This window comes from Actinomadura sp. KC216, from assembly GCF_004348535.1.
GTDB lineage: Bacteria > Actinomycetota > Actinomycetes > Streptosporangiales > Streptosporangiaceae > Spirillospora.
This window is the reverse complement of record NZ_SMJX01000035.1, coordinates 23,694-42,936: the sequence shown is the minus strand read 5'-3', so window position 1 is coordinate 42,936 and position 19,243 is coordinate 23,694. Positions and strand designations below refer to the sequence as shown.

Below are 19,243 nucleotides of genomic sequence, written 5' to 3'. Positions count from 1 at the left end.
GGGAAGAGGCGGGCTCCCTGCGGCCTGCCCGGACGGGCACCACGACCGGGCACCCTTACCCGAACGAAATTCACCTTTTCTGGCGTCCATCTCGCGTAACGAGAGGTTCAGCTGATCATCTCGGTGGATTTGTTGCGTCCCCGGATCGCCGGTCTCCCCGCACGAACCGGACGATGCCCGCCACGATGCGCTCGGCGGTGAAGTTCTGTGCCCCCGGTCGGATTTGAACCGACACTTCTACTCTTTTAAGGAGTATGCCTCTGCCGTTGGGCTACGGAGGCGGAGCGCCTGTCCCTGGTCTCCCGTGACCCTCGCGGGAGGGGAGGCGCGGCCTGAAGCCTTGCGGTCACCGCACCCCGGGCGCCGCGCGGATCCGGCCGTGGCGCAAGCGGATCCGGCCGTTGGGTACGCGGGCCGCGCGCGCCCGCGGCGCCGGCGCGCGGCGTTCTCCGGCCGGATCCGGCCGCCCGCCACCCGTATCCGGCTCCCTCCCGCTCAGGCCCCTGACACGTTCCACGTGGTGTCCCGCCATACCGAAGTCCCCGTCATTACGTTTTGTGTTCGCAATGTGACTAATGCTGGTCCTGGCTGATCATCCGCGACACCCAGGTTGCCCTGGATCGCGCATGGGTGCCGTATATTTTCCGTATATAGGGCCGATGTCTTCCTCGACGGTGGGACCGGAGCCTGAAGAGCGGTGCGGGGTGATCGCTCCTGACAGGCCCCGGTAAGGGGATCAGATGGAATTCCGCATCCTTGGACCGCTCGAAATCGCCGTGGACGGCCGTCCGGTGAGCGCGGGCGGCCCGCAGCAGCAGGCGGTGCTCGCGGCGCTGCTGCTCGCGACGAACCAGGTCGTCGCGATCGACCGGCTGGTGGACGCCGTCTGGTGGACCTCGCCCCCCTCCGCCAGGGCGAACGTCCGGGGATACATCGCCGCGCTGCGCCGGATGCTGCGCTCGGCGGGCGAGCCCGCGGACCGGCTCGTCACCCGCTCGCCCGGCTACCTGCTCCGCGTCGAGCCCGGCGAGCTGGACCTGTGCCGGTTCGAGGCGTCGTTCGCCAGGGGAGAGAAGGCGCTGCTCGGCGGGCGGCCGGAGCAGGCCGCGCAGGACTTCGCCGAGGCGCTGCGCCAGTGCCGGGGACGGCCGCTCGAAGGGATGGCGCTGGGCGCCCCGCTGCAGGCCGACGTGGAGCGGCTGGAGGAGCGCGAGCTCCTCCTCATGGAGCAGTACACGGACGCGTTGCTGATGCTCGGCCGCTCGGACGCGCTCGTCCCCGACCTGCGGCGGCTCGTGGCGCGCCATCCGCTCCGGGAGCGGCTGTGGGAACGGCTGATGCTCGTCCTCTACCGGATGGGCAGGTCCGCGGACGCGCTCGACGCGTACGCGCAGGTCCGCCGGCATCTCGCCGACGATCTGGGCATCGACCCCGGCCCGCGGCTGAAGTCGCTGGAACGGCGGATCCTCAGCGGCGACCCGGCCCTGGACACCGCACCGCCGCGCGCCGCGGGCGGCGGCGGGGACACCGGCCGTGCGGCCGGACGGCCCGCGGTCGCGGCGCCCGCACCGGCGCCCGGCGAGGCGGGCACGCTGCGCCAGTTCCCCATGGACATCGTCGAGTTCACCGGCAGGGAGGCGGAGCTGCGCGCGCTCAACCGGCTCGCCGACGGCGCCGGCGGCCGCGGCGACACGGCGCTGACGGTGATCGCGATCGAGGGCATGGCCGGGGTCGGCAAGACCCGCCTCGCCGTCCGCGCCGCGCACCAGATCAGTTCCCGGGGCCGGTTCGGCGCGGTGCAGCTGTGGGCCGACCTGCGCGCCATGGACCCCGAGGTCCCCGCCGCCGATCCGGCGGAGGTGCTGGAGACGTTCCTCCGGCAGCTCGGCGTGCCCCCCGCGCGGATCCCGCCCGACCTGGAGTCGAGGGCCGCGCTGTACCGGGACCGGCTGCACGGCCGCCGCGCGCTCGTGATCCTCGACAACGCGACCGACGAGGCCCAGGTGGAGCCGCTGCTCCCGGGCGACCCGACCGGCCTGGTGCTGATCACCAGCCGGCGGAGCCTGGCCGGGCTGGACGGCGTCCACCGGCTCCGGCTGGCCGGCTTCGCGCCGCCGGAGTCCGCCGACCTGCTGGGCCGGATAGCGGGCCGGGGGCGGGTGACGGCCGACCGCGCCGCCGCCGCGCGGATCGCCGAGCGGTGCGGGCAGCTCCCGATGGCCGTCACGATGGCGGCGCGCCGGCTGCAGACCCGTCCCGCCTGGACGCTGGCCGAGTTCGCCGCGCGGCTGGAGGACGAGGAGCGGCTGCCGGACGAGCTGGAGTTCCGCAACCGGTCCATCAGCGCGTCGTTCGACCTGTCCTACCGGGCGCTGGCCGCCGACCAGCGGCGCATGTTCCGGCTGCTCGGCCTGCATCCCGGCGCGGACTTCACCGCCGCCTCCACCGCCGCGCTGGCCGACCTGCCCCGCGCGCGGGCGGAGTCGCTGCTCGAAGCCCTGCTGGACGAGAACCTCCTGCAGCAGGCGGCTCCCGGCCGCTACCGGATGCACCCGCTGCTGCGCGCCCACGCGAGGCGGAAGGCCCGCGAGCACGAGGACTGGGCGGACGGCGAGCGCGAGGCGGCGGCCGGGCGCGTGCTCGCCTGGTACCTGCGCGCCGCCCATGCCGCCGACCTGGTGCTGAACACCCATGACCGGCGCGTCCCGATCGAGATCCCCGGCGGCGACACCGGCCCCGTGCCCGCCTTCGGCACGCGCGCGGAGGCGCTCGCCTGGCTGGACGCCGAGTCGGAGAACTTCCTCGCCGTGATCAAGGCGGCGGTGGAGCACGGCAGCCACGCGGTGGCGTGGCGGCTCCCGGCCGTCCTGCTGACGTTCTTCCGCCTCGGCCGGAGCCGGGGCGACTGGATCACCGCGTACGAGATCGGGCTCGGCGCGGCGCGCAGGCTCGACGACTGGCGCGGGGTCGCGCTCATGCTCAACGGCCTCGGCATGGCCTGCAACGACGCGGACCGTTTCGGCGAGGCCATCGCGCACCACCGCGAGGCCCTGGCCGTGCAGCGCCGGCTCGGCGATCTGGTCGGCCAGGCGTGGAGCCTGAACCGGCTCGCCGTCGCCTACCTCGGCGCGCGGCGGCCGTCCCGCGCCATCGGGTGCTTCGAGGAGTCGGTGCGGATCTTCCGGCGCGTCGCCGACCCGGACGACGACAGCGCCGCCGCGCCGCCCGTCCTCGGGGCCGGTGACGCCGACGGCGGCCATATCCGCATGCGCGACGCCATCACGTGGCCGAGCGCCATCATGATCCCGGCGGCCGTCCGCACGGCATCGGGCGGGGCCTGAGCGACCCGTCCGGAACGCCGGGCGCCGTGGCCCGTAATCCGCACGCCGTGCATTTCCAAGGAATGGACAAAACGCCCGTCACCGGCCGCGCGGAACATTGTTCTCGCGGGAAGGGAAACGCGCTGCGCCGGACGGCGATCAGTCGTCGATCCAGCCGTGCTTGTGCGCGATCTCCACGATGCTCCCGCGGATCTTGACGATCTGGCCGCCGGTGAGGTCGGGCGCCTCGGCGAGCAGCACGTCGACGATCTCCCGGCTGAGCTCCTTGCGGGACAGGACGTCGCAGAGCATGTCGTCGGCCGGGACACCGGCCGGAGCGCGGTCGGCCGTGGCCGCGGAGCCGTTGGACGGCGAGCCCACCGCGCGCACCGCGAACGCCTTGAGCCCGCGCTCGCCCTCGGTCACCTCGAACTCGACCGCCGTGCCGGGCGAGAACGCCGCCTTGTCGTCGAGAAGCTCGTTCGCGTGGACGAACACGTCCTCGCCGCCGCCGTCCGGAACAATGAATCCGTAACCGCGGACTTCGTCGAACTTGAGAATCCTGCCTGAACGCACCGCACGCCTCCACACGCCAAACAACAAGCCATACGCTGTTTCAACGATTTGCAGCGCACAGGATAGCACACCAATTCGCACCGGAATCGCTAATGCGATAGGCGAATGACGGCAAAGTCAGGGTTTCGCTCGTTCCGCCGCGGGCGATCGGGGCCGCGGTGCGCGGGGAGGGTAGCCCGGGCCCGGCGCCGGGACTATGCATCCCGTGCCAGAAAGACTCTCATCAGTGACCGCGGGGTTGACGGAAGGCCGCGCAGGGTTCACCTTACTGAAAGGAAAGTTTCCTTTTGGGTCGTCGCGTCGACGGACGAGCTCCGCTCGACGGGCCGGCTCGCCTCCGCCTCCAGGTACGCCGCGTACGCCGTACCTCCCGCCAAGGAGAAGCAGGATGCCAAGGAAGACCAGTATCGCCGTGGCCGCGGCCGTGACCGTCGGGCTGCCGCTGACGCTCACCGTCCCGGCGTGGTCGCACGGGTTCTCGACCTCCCCGCCGAGCCGCAGCTACCTGTGCGGACAGGGCAAGGTCAAGAACTGCGGCCAGGTCCAGTGGGACCCGGACGGCGTCGAGGGCCCGAAGGGGTTCCCGGCGCGCGGACCGGCCGACGGCAAGATATGCGCCGCCGCCGACGGGCGCTGGGCCGAGCTCGACGACCAGCGCGGCGGCACCGGCTGGCCCGCGACCAAGGTGACGGCGGGGCAGAACCTCAGCATCTCCTGGCGCTTCACCGCCCCGCACTCCACCACGTCGTTCCGCTACTTCCTCACCAAGGACGGCTGGGACATCACCAAGCCCATCACCCGCGACACCCTGGACCTCGCGCCGTTCATCACCGCGAACCTGGGCGGGCGGCAGCCGTCCAACCCGACGGTCCACAGCGGAACGCTTCCGCAGCGCCAGGGCAAGCACATCCTGCTGGCCGTCTGGGACATCGCCGACACCGGCAACGCCTTCTACCAGTGCATCGACGTCGACTTCGGCTGACGTCCCGGCCCGCCGCGCGCCAGGAGAAGCGGCGGGCCCGCTGACCGGATTTTGCGCCGGTCCACCGTCCGAGCGGGGCTTCGCGAGGGCTCCGGCGGTGGGCCGGCGCCGCCATTTCCCACAGCGCCCCGGGAGGGGCCGCCGGCCCGGCCGGGTCTACCGGATCGTCCGGTACGGGTGACAACGGGCCTGATAGGCTGCGACGCTTTGCTCATGCCCCGGACGACCCTGCAAGGGTGGCCGGGGCGTCTACAGGCCGAGCGCCTCGCGGCGCGGCGAAGGGGACATCAAGGAGGCGACGGCTGTGACCGTCTCGATGGTGAAGGGTCAGCGCATCTCGCTGGAGAAGCCCGGCGGAACGCTGAGCATGGTCCGGATGGGGCTGGGCTGGGACGCGGTGAAGAAGAAGGGGTTCTTCGGCTCCCGGGAGCGGGACATCGACCTCGACGCGTCCTGCGTGCTCTTCGCCGACGGCGCGCTCGCGGACGTCGTCTACTTCGGCAAGCTGACCAGCGACGACGGGTCCGTCCGGCACACCGGCGACAACCTGACCGGGGCGGGCGACGGCGACGACGAGTCCGTCATCGTCGACCTGAACCGGCTCCCGGTGCACGTCACCTCGCTGGTGTTCACGGTCAGCTCGTTCAACGGGCAGACGTTCAACGAGGTCGAGAACGCGTTCTGCCGGCTCGTCAACGAGATGGACGGCGGCGAGATGGCCCGGTACACGCTGACCGGCGGCGGCGCGCACACGGCGATGGTGATGTCCCGGATCTACCGGCACGGCGACGGCTGGAAGATGAACGCGATCGGCGAGCCGTGCCACGGCCGCACGTTCGAGGACATGCTGCCGGTGATCGCCAACCACGCCTGACCGCCGATGACCGACCTCTCCCGCGGCGCCAACGCGCCGCTGCCCACCCGGCGGGTGACCGCCTCGGTGTCCTGCGCCGTGCCGGTGGACGTCAGCGCCCTGCTGGTCGGCCCGGACCTGCGCGTGCGCACCGACTCCGACCTGGTGTTCTTCAACGCCCCCGAGGCGCCCGGCGTGCGCTGGGCGGACGGCGGCGGGCGGCAGCGCGTCGACCTCGACCTCGACGCCGTCCCCGCCGGCGCGCACGCGGTGCTGATCGCGGTCAGCCTGTCCGGGGCGTCGTCGTTCGGGGCGATGCCGCCGCCGCAGGTGCGGCTCACCGGGGACGACGGCGCCACGCTGGCGGTGTTCGCCGTCGACGGGCTGGGCCCGGAGACGGCGATCATCGGGTTCGAGGTCTACCGGCGCGACGACCGGTGGAAGGTCCGCGCCGTCGGGCAGGGCTACGCCGGCGGGCTGGCCGAGCTGGTCGAGGCGCACGGCGTCGAGGTCGACGACCCGGGCGACACCGCCGGAACGGCCGGAGCGGGCGAGCCGGAGCCCGCCATGGCCTCCGCGCCGGCGGGCCCGGCCGTCGGCGCGCCGCCGCCACCGCAGGCCCCACCGCCACCGCAGGCCCCACCGCCACCGCAGGCGCCGCCGCCGCGGCAGGGGATGCCGCAGGGGGCGCCGGCGGCGCCGTCCGGGAACGAGGTCGGGTACCTCGAACGGTGCTGGCTCGTCTGGGAGGACGCCAGCCGCTCGCTCGCCTCGTTCCGCGCGTCCACCGAGCACGCCCTGAACCTCCGCAACGAGGAGATCGCCGGGCGGGCGCCGCGCGGCCGGTTCGACCAGCTCATGGCGGCGGCCGACCAGCGGCTGCGCGCCGACGCGGGCCAGCTGCGCGACGAGCTCGCCCGGGTGGAGCCGCAGGTCACCGCCGAGGTCGCGCCGTTCGACGCGCCGTCCTGGCTGACCTGGCAGCCGAGCGCCGACCTGGCCGAGGGGATGCTGGCGGGCCGGCTGTCCACCGCCGAGCTGCCCGACCTCCAGGTGCCGCTGGTCCTGCGGCTGCCGTGGCGGCGCGGCGTGTGGATCTCGCAGGGCTCGATGCCCGGCGACTCGGCCGCCTACGCCTGGTCGCTGGTGACCCGGTTCCTGGCCGCCGTCCCGCCCGGGCTCGTCGGCCTTGAGGTGATCGACGCGGCGGGCCTGTCGGGCGCGGGCTGGCTGCACGGGTTCGACCCGGTGGTCAGCGCCCGGCTGCTCGGCGGCGGCGTGGCGACCGGGCCCGCGGCGGCCGAGCGGCTCCGCCGCCTCCTCGACCTGGTCGACCTGCGGCAGGTCGGCGGCGGGCAGGACGGGGACCTGCCGTCCGGGCTGGCGGAGGGGCCGCCGGTGCGGCTCGCGGTGGTCCTCGACGCCGGTGCCGCGCTCGACGGCGAGGACGCGCACCACCTGCTGCGCCTGGTGGAGGACGGGCCGCTGGTCGGCGTCCCGGTGCTGATGGTGGAGACCGACACCCCGGCGTCGGAGACGGTCCGCGCGATCCGGGTCCGGCAGTCCTGCAACAACCTGCCGTCGAGCGAGGGCACCATCGCGGACTCGTGGGTCGGCACGGACTGGACGCTCACCCCCGAGGTGCTCCCCGACGCGGGCGACGGTTCACGCGCCCCCGCGCTGTTCGCCCACGTGCTCGGCGTCCACGCCCGCACCCTCGCGTCCTACGACTAGGAACGCGCCGTACAACCGGTAACGCGTCCCACGGCCGGAAGGCGGCGCCGGACGCCCCCGCCCGGGGCGGGAGCGTCCGGCGGGACGCGGGTCAGCTCGTGAACGGGGCGAGCCTGATCCAGAAGTTGCAGTGGTGCGGTCCCGAGATCTCGCGGGTCATGCGGCTGGTCCCGGCGGGCAGCAGCGACATCTGGGCCTCCTTCTCCGCGGTGAACGGCGTCCAGCGCGGGGTGCCGGTCCCGTTCGGGTCACCGGTGCGGGCGAAGTTCGTCCACTGGGAGGTGAGCTGGTTCTGCAGGGCCTGCTGGTTGGGGTCGAGCGGCGGCTGGTTCGGGAACGTCCCGTGGTACAGGTAGCTGAACTCGCCGACGTGGAACGCCCCCGCCGGCCTCGTCAGGTCGACGAAGGGCAGCGGCGGCGGGTTGGTGTCGTCGAACCGGTACGCGTACACCGGGATGTGCTTCGCCAGGCGCCGGTCGTTCAGCAGCGCCGGGCAGACCGACGTCGAGTCGGCGAGGACGGTCCGCGCCGCGATGAACGCCGAGGGCTCCGGATACTGCGACAGCGGGTAGCGCTTCAGCACCTTGGGCGCGTACTCCCCGTACTGGCTCTGGACCTGCGCCACGTACGCCGCGGGCGTCTCGGCGGGACGGATCTGCGACTCGTCCCGGGCCACGCCGTGGATCACCGGGACCTTGTTGAACTGCCCCGTCGCGAACGCCTGCCCCGGTGACATGGTCAGGGTCTTGCCGTCCACGATCGGCGCGAGCGTGCCGCTGTCCGGGCCGAGCCCGTTGCCGGCCTGGTCGAGCAGGGTCTGCACCGGGACCTGGCGGAGGCAGGCGGCGACGTCCGCGGCGCTCCCGCAGCCGACGGCCGCGGCGAACCGGGCCCCGGCGGCCTGCGCCTCCGCCTGCGTCGGCAGCTTGGTCGCGCAGTCCTGGGCCTGCCAGGTGGCGTGGACGCCGCGCAGCGAGTTGTACTCGCCGCTCTCGATGATGCCCTTGTGGAACAGCCCGCTACCGGTCGGCGACGCCATATTGGCGCAGACGCTCGACCCTCCGGCGGACGGGCCGAAAATCGTGACGTTGCCCGGGTCGCCGCCGAACCTGGAGATGTTCCGCTTGACCCAGCCGAGCGCGGCCTGCTGGTCTTCGATCCCGTAGTTCCCGGCGTTCGAGCCCAGGGCCTGGTGGGACAGGAACCCGATGATGCCGAGCCGGTACCGTACCTCGACCTGGACGACCTTGCCCGCCTTCGCGAGACGGGTGCCGTTGGACGGGGTCCCGAGCCGGAACCCGCCGCCGTGGAGCTGGACCATCACGGGAAGCGGGCCGCTGCCGGCGTCCTCCGGCACGCGCACGTCCAGCTTCAGGCAGTTCTCGTCGGTCGAGCCGGGCCGGAAGTCGCCCGGCTGCGGGCACATGCTGCCCGGCTCGGTCGCCTGCACCGGCGACGACCAGCCGGGATGCGGCGCCGGGGGCTCCCAGCGCAGGTCGCCGACGGGCGGGGCGGCGTAGGGGATGCCGAGCCAGTTCTTGATCCCGTCGCCGTCGAGTCCGCAGACGGGGCCGCGGTCGGTCTGCACGAGGGTGCCGTCCGAGCAGGGCGGCGGCGCGGCGGCCGGGGCGGCCGCCGCCGTGTTCGCGGCCGTCAGTCCGGCTCCGGCGATGATGAGCGACGCCGTCACCTTCAGCGCCGTCTTTAGGGCTGTGCTGGGTCTCATGGGGGTCCTCCGGTCAAGACCGTGCGGAAACCTGGCTGCCCTGAATCATTCCACCGTAGTTCGATACGAAGTGATATCTGACTTGGCCATGTCGCATATCGGGAATTACCCGGTCAGGACTTAATCCCGATTATGGACAGGGGTGCGCGGCGTAACGGTCATGCGGATGTCCTCCGCGGCCCACAGGACGAAGCGTTCGATCGGCGTCACCGTGTGCCCCGGTACCAGGCGGAATTGGAAACGCTTCAGCAGAATGGCCAGCACGAGCTCCGCCTCGACCATGGCGAGCGCGGCCCCCTCGCAGCTGCGCGGGCCGAGCCCGAACGGGATGTAGGCCAGTTTCGGACGCCCGGCGGACGCCTCCGGCGTGAACCGGTCAGGGTCGAACACCTCGGGCTCGGGCCAGTAGTCGGGGTTCATGTGCACGGCCCAGAACGGGTAGAAGATCGTCGTGCCCGCGGGGACGGCATGGCCGCCCAGCACGAGGTCCTCGGTGGTCTCCCGCGCGCCGTACGGGCCCGGCGGGTACAGCCGCATCGCCTCCTTGAGCACCCGCTCCAGGTAGGCGAGGTCCCTGAGGTCGGCGTAGCCGGGCGCGGCGCGGCCGCCGAGGACGCGGTCCAGCTCGGCGGCGGCGCGCCCGGCGGCGTCCGGGTGCCGGGCGAGCAGGTACAGCGTCCAGGAGATGGCGACGCCGGTGGTGTGGTGGGCGGCCAGCATGGTCATCAGGACCGAGTCGCGGATCCGGGCCGGTGACTCGCCCGCCTCCACCAGCGCCGCGATCATGTCGCTGCGACCGGCCTTCGCGGTGGCCCCGCCGGACGCCTCGTGCGCGGCGAGGACGCGGTCGACGGTGGCGCGCAGGTAGGCCAGGCCCTCGTCGGCGCGGGCGCGGCGCTCATCCGCGTCGCCCGGCACGTCCGTGTGGTACAGCCGCGCCAGGTACTCGGTGAGGACGTCCTCGAACGCCGACACGACCCGTCCGGCGGCCCCGTCCGACTCCAGGCCGCTGCCGAGCGCGTACTCGCAGATCATGCGCAGCGACAGCTCGCTCAGATCCTTCTGGAGCGCGACGGCGGCACCGGAGGCGGCGCGTGCGGCCCAGCGGTCGGCCAGCTCGGACGTGAGCGCGGCGAACCGGGCGAAGTGCGCCTCGTGCGAGGGGCGTCCGGCCAGCACCGACAGCATCACCCGGCGCCACGGCTCGTGCTCGGCGGCCGGCATCGTCTGCAGGTTCCCCGACTCCTGGAGCGGCGCCAGGAACTCGAACAGCCTCTCCGGCCGCTTGTCGATCTTCGCGGTGGCCTCCAGCAGCACCGGGTCGGCGACCGACACCGCCAGGTCCGCGCCGGGCAGCCGGAACCGCACCACCGGCCCGTACTCGGCGTGCAGCTTCAGCTGGTAGGTGTGCAGCCCGCCCGCCGCCACGATCGCGGCGGTGCCGTCGTCCCCCGCGGGTGGTCCCGGAATGTGTGGATTCGCCATGCCTCCATCATGAAGCCGGATCCGCCGGCGGTCAGGAGGCGAGGCGCCCGGCGTTCAGGAGGCGAGGCGGCGGGCGCCGTCGCGGGCCCGGTCGGCGGGGATCGCGAAGCCGATGCCGATCGAGCCGCCGCCGTCCCGCATCAGCGTCGCGATCGCCGTGTTCACGCCGACGACCTCGCCGCGCAGGTTGACCAGCGGCCCGCCGGAGTTGCCGGGGTTGATCGACGCGTCGGTCTGCAGCGCGTTGCCGGCGCCGCCCTCGCCGAAGCGCACCCGGCGGTTCAGCGCGCTGACGATGCCGCTGGTCACCGTCCCCTGGAGGCCGAGCGGGGAGCCGAGCGCGAGGACCTGGTCGCCGACCCGGACGTCGGAGAACCGGCCGAACGCCAGCGGCGCCGGGCTGGCGGCGGTGGGGATCGCCAGCACGGCCAGGTCGAGGGCGCGGTCGGCGCCCGCCATCCGCGCCGGGACGCGGCGCCGGTCGGCCAGCACGACGGTGACCGTGCCGCCGTCGTCGACGACGTGCGCGTTGGTCAGCACGTGACCCCGCCGGTCGATCACGAACCCGGACCCGGTGCCGCGCGCGCCTCCCGACCGCACCTCGATCGACACCACGCTCGCCTGGACCCGCGACGCGACCTCGCTGAGGTCCCCGGCCCCGCCGTCCACCGGCGTGGCCTCGGGCGGCGACAGCGCCGCGGGCGCCGGGATTCCGGCGGTCACCCGTCCGGTGACGGCCCCGGCCAGGCCACCGGCCAGCAGCGCGGCGAGCACGGCCGCGACGACCGCCCGCCCGGAGCCCCCGCGGCCGCGGCGGGGCTCGTCGTGGCGGTCGTAGCGGTCGTAGCCCTCGTGGCGCTCGTAGCCGGGCATGGTCCACGGGACGGTCGGCGGCGCCGGGCGCCTGAAGGAATCGTCCTGCGGCCACGTACGAGGAGGCGGGGGAGAGTACAGCGGATGATCCGCGTGCCGTGGATGACTCATGGGGCTCCTCACGCTCGGTCTCACCCGGAAGTACTCCGTCCCCAGTGCGTTTCGTTCAGGCGAGCGTGAGACCGAGCGTGAGAAGCGGCTCAGGCGGAGTGGACGACGCGTCCGCCCGCGAGCGTGAGGGTGGGGGTGATCTGTTGCAACGCGTCGTCGTCGGCGGTGAGGACGTCCCCGTCCAGGACGACGAGATCCGCGAGCTTGCCCGGGGTGATGGTCCCCTTCCGGTCCTCGGCGTTCTCGATGTAGGCGCCCGCGGTCGTCCACAGCCGGATCGCCTGCTCACGGGTGAGGCGCAGGTCGGGCGGGACGTCGGAGTACGGTCCCGGGGCGGCGCCCGCGAACGTGGCGATGCCGCGCCGCCAGTCGGGGTAGGTGACCGGCGCGTCGGAGCTGTCGGCGACGTGCACCCCGGCGGCGAGCAGCGCCCCGGCCGGGAACGCCCGCGACCACCTCTCCTCGCCGATGGCGCGCGTCATGGACGCGCCGCTGTGCGACTTCATCAGCGAGCTGGTGATCACGCTGATGTCGTGCTCGGCGAGGCGGGCGTAGGAGTCCTCGGAGAGCAGCGTGCCGTGCAGGAGCGCGTGCCGGGCGCGTGGCCACGGGTCGGCCTTGAGCGCGCGGATGATCCCGTCGGCGGCGGCGTCCGCGGCCCGGTCGCCGGTGACGTGCACCTGCACCTGGAGGCGGTTGCGGTGCGCCAGCTCGATCATGCGGAGGAGTTCCTCGTAGCGTGCCTCGTCGTCGTCGCCGGGGGTGATGAGGTGGCCGTGGTCGCCGGACGGGTACGGGTCGTGCAGCCATGCCGTGCACTGCGTGGGGACGCCGTCGGCGAACAGCTTGCAGCCGCCGATCCGGAGCCAGTCGTCGCCCAGCCCGGTGGACAGGCCCGCGTAGCCGAGCGCGGTCTCCAGCCGCTCGGACGAGCTCGCGGGCGACGGCCAGTCCCAGTGCATCAGCGTGTTCACCCGGACCGTCATCCGGCCGTCCCTGCGCAGGGTGGTGTAGTCGCGCAGCAGCTCGGGCCAGACGATCGGGTCGGTGACGCTGGTGATGCCGAGCGCGTTGAGCTTCCGCATCGCGGTCTCGATCGCGTCCAGCCGCTCCTTCTCGGAGTGGTCCGGGACCTGCTTGTCGATCAGCCCCTTCGCCCCTTCGAGCAGCAGGCCGGTCGGCTCGCCGTCCGGGCCGCGGACGATCTGCCCGCCGTCCGGGTCCGGGGTGTCGCGGGTGATGCCGACGATCCGCAGCGCGGCGGTGTTGACGAGCACCGAGTGCCGGGACGCGTGGTGCAGGACCGTCGGCCGGTCCCCGGTGACCTCGTCGATCAGGGAGCGGTGCGGGCCGGGGACGGCGGCGTCGAACTCGGGGATGTTCGCCTCGCGCCAGCCCTCGCCGATCAGCCACCGGCTGCCGCCGGGCCCTGGCGGGCCTCCGGCGAGCGCCTCGTTCAGCGCGCCGAGCGAGTCGATGCCGTTCAGGTCGACGGAGAACGGCGGCCCGGACAGGCCGAACAGCGCCAGATGCAGGTGCGCGTCGTTGATCCCCGGCAGCACCGTCTGCCCGGCGAGGTCGATGACCTCGGTGGACGGGCCCGCCAGCGCCCGGACGTGGTCGTCGTCGCCGACCGCCGTGATCCGGTCGCCGGTCACCGCGACGGCCGACGCGACCGTGAACCCCGCGTCGACGGTGAGGACCTTGCCGCCGAGCAGCACCTTGTCCGCGTGTCCTGTCATCTCACCAGCCCGTTTCGAGAATGTCGTCAAGTGTGTCGGTGAACTCGTCGGCGTCCGCCCGGGTGAACGTCAGCGGCGGCTTGAGCTTGAGGATGTTCCAGGCCGGGCCCGTGGGATACACGAGGACGCCCTCGTCCTTGAGCCGCTCGCAGATGATCAGCGTCTCGTCCGAGGCGGGCTCCTTGGTCTCGCGGTCGAGGACGAACTCGACCCCGCTGTAGAAGCCCTGGCCGCGGACGTCCCCGATGAGGGGGTGCCGGTCGGCGAGCCCGGCCAGCCGGTCGCGCAGGTACTGGCCGACGACCAGCGCGTTGTGCTGGAGGCCCTCGTCGGCGACGATGTTCAGCAGCTCCAGGCCGACCGCGCAGGCGACGGGGTTGCCGCCGTAGGTCGAGAAGAACCGCCCGGTCGGGTCGAACGCGCGGGATATCTCGCGCGTGGTGACCATGGCCGCCATCGGGAAGCCGTTGCCCATGGCCTTGCCCATCGTCACGAAGTCGGGGACGACGTCCGGGCCCTGCGTCTGGAAGCCCCAGAACGCCTCGCCGAGCCGCCCGAATCCGACCTGCACCTCGTCGGCGATCGTCAGCACGCCGCGCTCGCGCGCCGCGGCGAAGATCGGCGCGAGGTAGCCGGGCGGCAGCACCACCTGGCCGCCGCCCGCGAGCAGCGCCTCGAACAGGTAGGCGGCGGGGGCGCGGCCCTCGGCGGCGAGCCGGTCGAACTCGTCGATCACGTGCCGGGCGTACTTGGCCCCGGCGTCCGGGTCGTCGTAGCCGTACGCGCCGCGGTACCGGTCGGGGTTCGGGGTCGGGTGCGTGGTGTCCGGCTTGCCGTAGTGCTTGTAGCGGGACGGGCTCACGTCGGACACGACGGAGGTGTAGCCGTGGTAGGCGTCGTCGATGATGACGACGTCGTCCCGCTTCGTCAGGTAGCGGGACATGCGCAGCGCCAGGTCGTTCGCCTCGCTGCCGGAGTTGACGAAGTAGACGACGTCGAGGCCGTCCGGGAGCGTCGCGGTGAGCCGCTCGGCGTACTCGGTGAGCGTGTCGTACACGAAGCGGGTGTTGGTGTTCAGGCGGCCGAGCTGGCGCGCGGCCGTCTCCACGAGGCGCGGATGGCCGTGGCCGACGAGGGTCACGTTGTTGAGGGCGTCCAGGTAGGAGCGGCCTTCCTCGTCGTAGAACCGGCAGTCGCGGGCCCTGGCCATGCTGATCGGACGCTTGAAGTACATCGGGTGGCTGTCGGGCAGGTGCGCGCGGCGGCCCTCCAGTGCCTTGCCGATCCCGGACGTCCACGGGGTGATCGCGTTCTGGGCGCCGAGCAGCGGGGTCGGGTCGGGGAAGAGGCCCTGCCACATCGCCGACTCCGAGTCCGTGACGGCGGCGGGCACGCCCGTCCACCCGCCGAGCGGCGCGACGGCCACCTGGACGCGGACGTGCGGCGGCAGCGCACCACCGGGCCCGATCCGCCCGATCCGCCCGCCTGCCGCGATCTCGTCGCCGGCGGCGGGCGTGTCGGCCAGCCCCGTGTAAAGCGTTCTGAACCGGACGCCTTCGGCGGGCTCGTGCAGCAGGACGAGGTCCACTCCGGTGACGTCCGACGCTTCGACCCGGCCGGGCAGGGGCGCGCGGACGGGCGTGCCCGCGCCCGCGAACAGGTCGATGCCGAGGTGGACGTTGGCGGGCTCGTCCGGTCCGGTGCTGCGGCGGCGCGGGGAGAGGAACCGGGGCTCGCCGTACCGTCCCACCGGCACGCCCGGACGGCGGCGCAGGATCTCCGCACCGGCGGCGGCGCGCAGCGCGTCGGGGTCGCGCGGATCGGCGCCGTCGTAGATCGCGGACGACGCGCTGAGGTCGATCGCGACGAGCGGGCCGTCCACCGGGGACACGGCCGAGGCCGCGCCGTCCGCCCCCAGCCAGGCCGTGACCGCGGGCCCGGCGGGGTGCGCGGGCAGCGCGCAGGCGTGCCTCACGGCGGCGCGTCCCACGTCCGCCGGGATGCCCGCGAGCGTGCGCACCAGGTCCGCCGCCGCGGCCGACCGGTGCCGAGGGTCGCCGTGCCGCCGCTCCGCGTCGAGCCGCGCCGCGGTCGCCGCGACCGTCGCGGACCGCACCGCGACCAGCGGGAACAGCAGGTCAAGCTCCGCCTCGGTCAGCGGGCAGGCCGCGTGGTAGGCGGCGGCGAGTGTGGCCAGGACGTTCAGGGGGCTCGCGGCGCCGCGCATCACGCTGGACGCGAGCACCGCCAGGTCGGCGATCCGGGCGGTCGGCAGCGCGTCACCGAAGTCGATCACGCCGGAGACGCGGCGCCGCCCGCCGTCCCGGCGGACCAGGATGTTGAACGCGTTGAGGTCGTGGTGGACGACCGACACCGGCAGCTCGGGGAACCGCTCGTCGAGCAGCGGCACGTACCGGTCGCGGAGCGCGGCGGCGGCGGCCTTCAGCCCGGCGTCGCCGACGTGCCCGATCGATGCGGCCAGTGCCGCACCGGCGTGCGGGAACTCCCAGTAGTGCGGCGCCGGGGGATCGGGGTGGGCGAACTCCGCCGTGGCCGCGGTCAGCCTTCCGGCCACCGCGCCGACGTCCGCCAGCAGCTCGGGCGACCGGCGCCCCACCTCCGCCAGCGGCGCCCCCGGGACCCAGGTGAGCAACCGCACCGGCAGCTCGCGCCCGCCGTCGGGGACGGACGCGACCGGCGCGCCCGACACATCCGGGACCGTCCGGGGGACGACCACGCCCAGGTCCCGCTCGGCCAGATGCGCGAGCAGCGCGGTCTGGAACCCGATCGCCTGCCGGTCGGCGGGGTCGCTGACCTTGAGGACGTACTCGGCGCCGCCCGCGTCCACCACATGCGTGTTCTGGTCCGTCTCCCCGGCGAGGCGGCGCAGGGACGCGGCCTCCAGGCCGTAGCGGTCACGCAGGATCTCCCGCAGCCGGTCGTCGGATGGCTCCGGGACACCTGCGGTGATCCGCTCGAAACGGTGGTCGGGGACTGCCATGGGCAGCTGGCTCCTCGGGGTCGATGGGTCAGGCGCGGGCGGTGGCGCCCAGGGGCGGCGTGGCGGCGGACTCGGACGGCGGCGGATCGTCGGCGGGGTCGGCCACGATCGACTGGTGCTCCGGGTCCCAGCTCACCGTGACCTCTTCGCCCGGCACGGCCGGAAGCGACCGGCCCGCGACGCGCATGGCCGAGCCGGTCGTGCCGTCCGCGAACCGGAGCCCCACCTGGTGGTGGTTGCCGACGTAGACGATGTCGGTGACGGTGGCGCGCACCCGGTTGTGCCCGTCCGGCACGGAGGCCGCGTCGGTGTGCAGGTCGAGCCGCTCCGGACGGACGACGGTGACCCCGCCGTCGCCGCGGAAGCACGTCGACTCGCCCAGGAACTGCGCCACGAACAGCGTCTTCGGCCGCTCGTACAGCTCGGACGGCGTGCCGACCTGCTCGACCCGGCCCTCGTTGAACACCGCGATCCGGTCGGACAGGGTGAGCGCCTCATGCTGGTCGTGGGTGACGAAGATGAACGTCATGCCCAGTTCCCGGTGCATCCTCGCGATCTCGCGCTGCAGCTCGTCGCGGAGCTTGCGGTCCAGGGCGCCGAGGGGCTCGTCCATCAGCAGGGCGCGCGGGTGGTACACCACGGCGCGGGCCAGCGCGACGCGCTGCTGCTGCCCGCCGGACAGCTGGCTCGGCAGCCGGTCCGCGTACTCCTCCAGGTGCACCAGCTTCAGCGCCTCGCCGACCTTCGCGGCGATCTGCGCCTTCGTCATCTTCCGCTGCTGGAGCGGGAACGCGATGTTCTTCCTGACGGTCATGTGCGGGAACAGCGCGTACTGCTGGAACACCACGCCGAGGTTCCGCTTGTGCGGCTTCTGCCGCGACACGTCCCGCCCGTCGATCTCGATCGTCCCGGCGGACACCGACACGAACCCGGCGAGCATCGACAGCATCGTCGTCTTGCCCGACCCCGACGGGCCCAGCAGGGTGATGAACTCGCCGTCCGCGATGTCGAGGGAGACGTCGTCCACGGCGGCCCGGGACGTGCCCGAGTAGACCTTCGAGACGCCCGCGATCCGGATCCCGGGGCTGCTGCTGTTGCTGTCGGAATGGCTCATGATGTGCTCCGCTTGCGGCGAACGAACTGCGGCATCAGCAGGACGACGCTGGTCGCCACCACCATCAGGCTGGACGCCGCGGCGATGGTGGGGTCGATCTCCAGCGTGATCGAGTTGTACATCTGGACGGGCAGCGTCTGGATGTCTGGCGTCTGCAGGAACAGCGCGATGACGACCTCGTCCAGCGACATGACGAACGCGAACACGAACCCCGACAGCACGCCCGGCGCGACGAGCGGGACGGTGATCCGGAAGAACGTCGTCCAGGAGGTGGCGCCGAGCGTCGAGGCGGCGGTGTCGAGCGTCCGGTCGTACCCGGCGAGGCTGGTCGACATGACCGTCACCACGAACGGCAGCGCCATCACCGTGTGCGCGACCACGTACCCGAGGGCGGTGCCGTTGAGCTGCCACTTCAGGAACACGCCGTAGATCGCGACCGCGACCACGATGCTCGGCACGATCAGCGGCGCCAGCATCAGCGAGCGGATCGCGCCGCGGCCCCGGAAGCCCGCCCGGTTCAGGCCGAACGCGACCGCGACGCCGAGGACGGTCGCCGTCAGCGCCACCAGCAGCCCGATCTGCACGGACGTCAGCAGCGAGCGCATCCACCGCTCGGAGGTGAAGAACGACTCGTACCAGCGCAGCGACCAGCCGTCCGGCGGGAACTGGAACGTGGTCCCGGAGGAGAAGCTCATCGGGATGACGACCGCGGTCGGCGCGATCAGCAGCATCCCGATCAGCCCGACGACGATCTTCAGGCCCCAGCCGAGACCGCCGTCCCGCCCGGCGCGCGCACCCTTCTTGAGCGATGCCTGCTCACTCATTGGTCACCGCCTTCTCGGTCGTCGACGAGAGGTTGGCGAACCTCGACACCACGAACAGCGCCAGCAGCGTGATCACCAGCAGCACCGAGCCGAGCGCGCCCGCGCCGCCGAAGTCGAGCAGGTCGGTCACCCGCGTCGCGATCAGCTGCGGGACGAGCGACTGCTGCGGCGAGCCCAGCAGCGCCGGGGTGACGTAGAACCCGAGCGTCAGGATGAACACGAGCGTGAACCCCGACAGCACGGCGGGCAGCGACAGCGGCAGGTAGACCCGGGCGAACGCCCGCCAGCGCGGCGCGCCGAGGCTGGTCGCCGCGTCCAGCAGCCGCTTGTCGATGCCCTCCATCCCGCTGTACAGCGGCAGCACCGCGAACGGCAGCATGACCTGCACCATCGCGACCGCGACCCCGGCGACCGTGCCCAGCAGGACGACGCCGTTGATGCCGATCGCGGAGAACGCGTCGTCGATCAGGCCGCCGCGCTGCTCCAGCATGTACCAGGCGAAGTTGCGGGCCATCATCGACGTCCAGAACGGCAGCAGGACCACCACCGTCATCAGGTTCCGGGTGCGCGGGGTGACCCGCGTCATCGCGTACGCGTACGGGTAGGCGATGACGAGCGTGCAGGCGCCGACGATCAGCGCGGTGACGAGCGTCCGGGTCAGGACGGTGACGGAGACGCCGTCCTCCAGCAGCTTGGTGTAGTTGCCCAGCCCGGCGGACGGGTCGGTGAAGCTCCGCCAGATGATGTTGCCGAGCGGGTAGCAGAAGAACACCAGCAGCAGCGCGGTGGCGGGCAGGATGAACCAGCCCGCCGCCCGCCGCCGGGGCCGGCCGGTGAGGCCGGCCCCGCTGGTGACCGCCGCGGGCGGCGGGGCCGAGGTGGTCGGGGCGGTCATCGGTGGA

The 19,243-nt window shown here is 73.1% G+C and carries 13 protein-coding genes and 1 tRNA gene; 4 read left to right on the top strand and 10 right to left on the bottom strand.

The features are described 5' to 3' along the window. Positions 1–208: 208 nt before the first annotated feature. A tRNA-Leu gene (locus E1264_RS08935) sits at positions 209–281 on the bottom strand. Positions 282–740: 459 nt separating this feature from the next. On the opposite strand from E1264_RS08935, the gene E1264_RS08930 reads away from it, so the two are divergent. Continuing rightward, positions 741–3,341 (top strand): AfsR/SARP family transcriptional regulator, encoded by a 2,601-nt coding sequence (locus E1264_RS08930; RefSeq protein ID WP_132171517.1) that lies wholly within the window; start codon positions 741–743, stop codon positions 3,339–3,341. Between the two features lie 138 nt (positions 3,342–3,479). Here the strand turns inward: E1264_RS08930 and E1264_RS08925 are convergent, their stop codons facing one another. After that, entirely contained in the window at positions 3,480–3,896 is a 417-nt protein-coding gene (locus E1264_RS08925) for a cold shock domain-containing protein (RefSeq protein WP_132171515.1), read from the bottom strand. A 388-nt stretch (positions 3,897–4,284) separates the two neighbouring features. Here E1264_RS08925 and E1264_RS08920 point away from each other — a divergent pair, with 388 nt between their 5' ends. The 3 genes from E1264_RS08920 (at position 4,285) to E1264_RS08910 (ending at position 7,465) form a co-directional block, all read left to right on the top strand. Further along, entirely contained in the window at positions 4,285–4,878 is a 594-nt protein-coding gene (locus E1264_RS08920; RefSeq protein WP_132171513.1) for a lytic polysaccharide monooxygenase, read from the top strand. A 304-nt stretch (positions 4,879–5,182) separates the two neighbouring features. Further along, entirely contained in the window at positions 5,183–5,752 is a 570-nt protein-coding gene (locus tag E1264_RS08915; protein WP_132171511.1) for a TerD family protein, read from the top strand. 6 nt (positions 5,753–5,758) lie between these two features. Further along, the gene (locus tag E1264_RS08910) at positions 5,759–7,465 is read left to right on the top strand and encodes a TerD family protein (RefSeq protein WP_132171509.1); all 1,707 of its coding nucleotides are present in this window, start codon (positions 5,759–5,761) and stop codon (positions 7,463–7,465) included. A gap of 91 nt (positions 7,466–7,556) precedes the next feature. On the opposite strand, the gene E1264_RS08905 is transcribed toward E1264_RS08910, so the two are convergent. The 8 genes from E1264_RS08905 to E1264_RS08870 form a co-directional block, all read right to left on the bottom strand. After that, positions 7,557–9,191: a carboxylesterase family protein gene (locus E1264_RS08905; protein WP_132171507.1), complete on the bottom strand. Its 1,635-nt coding sequence runs from the start codon at positions 9,189–9,191 to the stop codon at positions 7,557–7,559. A 120-nt stretch (positions 9,192–9,311) separates the two neighbouring features. Then, positions 9,312–10,676: a cytochrome P450 gene (locus tag E1264_RS08900; RefSeq protein WP_132171505.1), complete on the bottom strand. Its 1,365-nt coding sequence runs from the start codon at positions 10,674–10,676 to the stop codon at positions 9,312–9,314. A 54-nt stretch (positions 10,677–10,730) separates the two neighbouring features. Then, positions 10,731–11,549: a trypsin-like peptidase domain-containing protein gene (locus E1264_RS08895; RefSeq protein ID WP_132171503.1), complete on the bottom strand. Its 819-nt coding sequence runs from the start codon at positions 11,547–11,549 to the stop codon at positions 10,731–10,733. Positions 11,550–11,749: 200 nt separating this feature from the next. Beyond that, positions 11,750–13,402 (bottom strand): amidohydrolase, encoded by a 1,653-nt coding sequence (locus tag E1264_RS08890; RefSeq protein WP_132171501.1) that lies wholly within the window; start codon positions 13,400–13,402, stop codon positions 11,750–11,752. 1 nt (position 13,403) lies between these two features. Then, positions 13,404–16,403: an aminotransferase class III-fold pyridoxal phosphate-dependent enzyme gene (locus E1264_RS08885; protein WP_132171499.1), complete on the bottom strand. Its 3,000-nt coding sequence runs from the start codon at positions 16,401–16,403 to the stop codon at positions 13,404–13,406. Positions 16,404–16,431: 28 nt separating this feature from the next. Beyond that, positions 16,432–17,517, bottom strand: a complete 1,086-nt coding sequence (locus E1264_RS08880) for an ABC transporter ATP-binding protein (protein ID WP_132171497.1) — start codon at positions 17,515–17,517, stop codon at positions 16,432–16,434. Next, complete coding sequence (locus E1264_RS08875; RefSeq protein WP_132171495.1) at positions 17,514–18,341, bottom strand: ABC transporter permease; 828 nt, start codon at positions 18,339–18,341, stop codon at positions 17,514–17,516. The genes E1264_RS08880 and E1264_RS08875 overlap by 4 nt, the downstream gene beginning before the upstream one ends. Further along, entirely contained in the window at positions 18,334–19,236 is a 903-nt protein-coding gene (locus E1264_RS08870; protein ID WP_132171493.1) for an ABC transporter permease, read from the bottom strand. Before E1264_RS08870 ends, E1264_RS08875 begins: the two co-directional genes overlap by 8 nt. Positions 19,237–19,243 lie beyond the last annotated feature (7 nt).

What these genes read in the sequence shown, in the direction of transcription:
- E1264_RS08930 (WP_132171517.1), top strand. Translation starts at nt 741, where the DNA reads ATGGAATTCCGCATCCTTGGACCGCTCGAAATCGCCGTGGACGGCCGT.
- E1264_RS08920 (WP_132171513.1), top strand. Translation starts at nt 4,285, where the DNA reads ATGCCAAGGAAGACCAGTATCGCCGTGGCCGCGGCCGTGACCGTCGGG.
- E1264_RS08910 (WP_132171509.1), top strand. Translation starts at nt 5,759, where the DNA reads ATGACCGACCTCTCCCGCGGCGCCAACGCGCCGCTGCCCACCCGGCGG.
- E1264_RS08905 (WP_132171507.1), bottom strand. Translation starts at nt 9,191, where the DNA reads ATGAGACCCAGCACAGCCCTAAAGACGGCGCTGAAGGTGACGGCGTCG.
- E1264_RS08900 (WP_132171505.1), bottom strand. Translation starts at nt 10,676, where the DNA reads ATGGCGAATCCACACATTCCGGGACCACCCGCGGGGGACGACGGCACC.
- E1264_RS08895 (WP_132171503.1), bottom strand. Translation starts at nt 11,549, where the DNA reads ATGCCCGGCTACGAGCGCCACGAGGGCTACGACCGCTACGACCGCCAC.
- E1264_RS08890 (WP_132171501.1), bottom strand. Translation starts at nt 13,402, where the DNA reads ATGACAGGACACGCGGACAAGGTGCTGCTCGGCGGCAAGGTCCTCACC.
- E1264_RS08885 (WP_132171499.1), bottom strand. Translation starts at nt 16,403, where the DNA reads ATGGCAGTCCCCGACCACCGTTTCGAGCGGATCACCGCAGGTGTCCCG.
- E1264_RS08880 (WP_132171497.1), bottom strand. Translation starts at nt 17,517, where the DNA reads ATGAGCCATTCCGACAGCAACAGCAGCAGCCCCGGGATCCGGATCGCG.
- E1264_RS08875 (WP_132171495.1), bottom strand. Translation starts at nt 18,341, where the DNA reads ATGAGTGAGCAGGCATCGCTCAAGAAGGGTGCGCGCGCCGGGCGGGAC.
- E1264_RS08870 (WP_132171493.1), bottom strand. Translation starts at nt 19,236, where the DNA reads ATGACCGCCCCGACCACCTCGGCCCCGCCGCCCGCGGCGGTCACCAGC.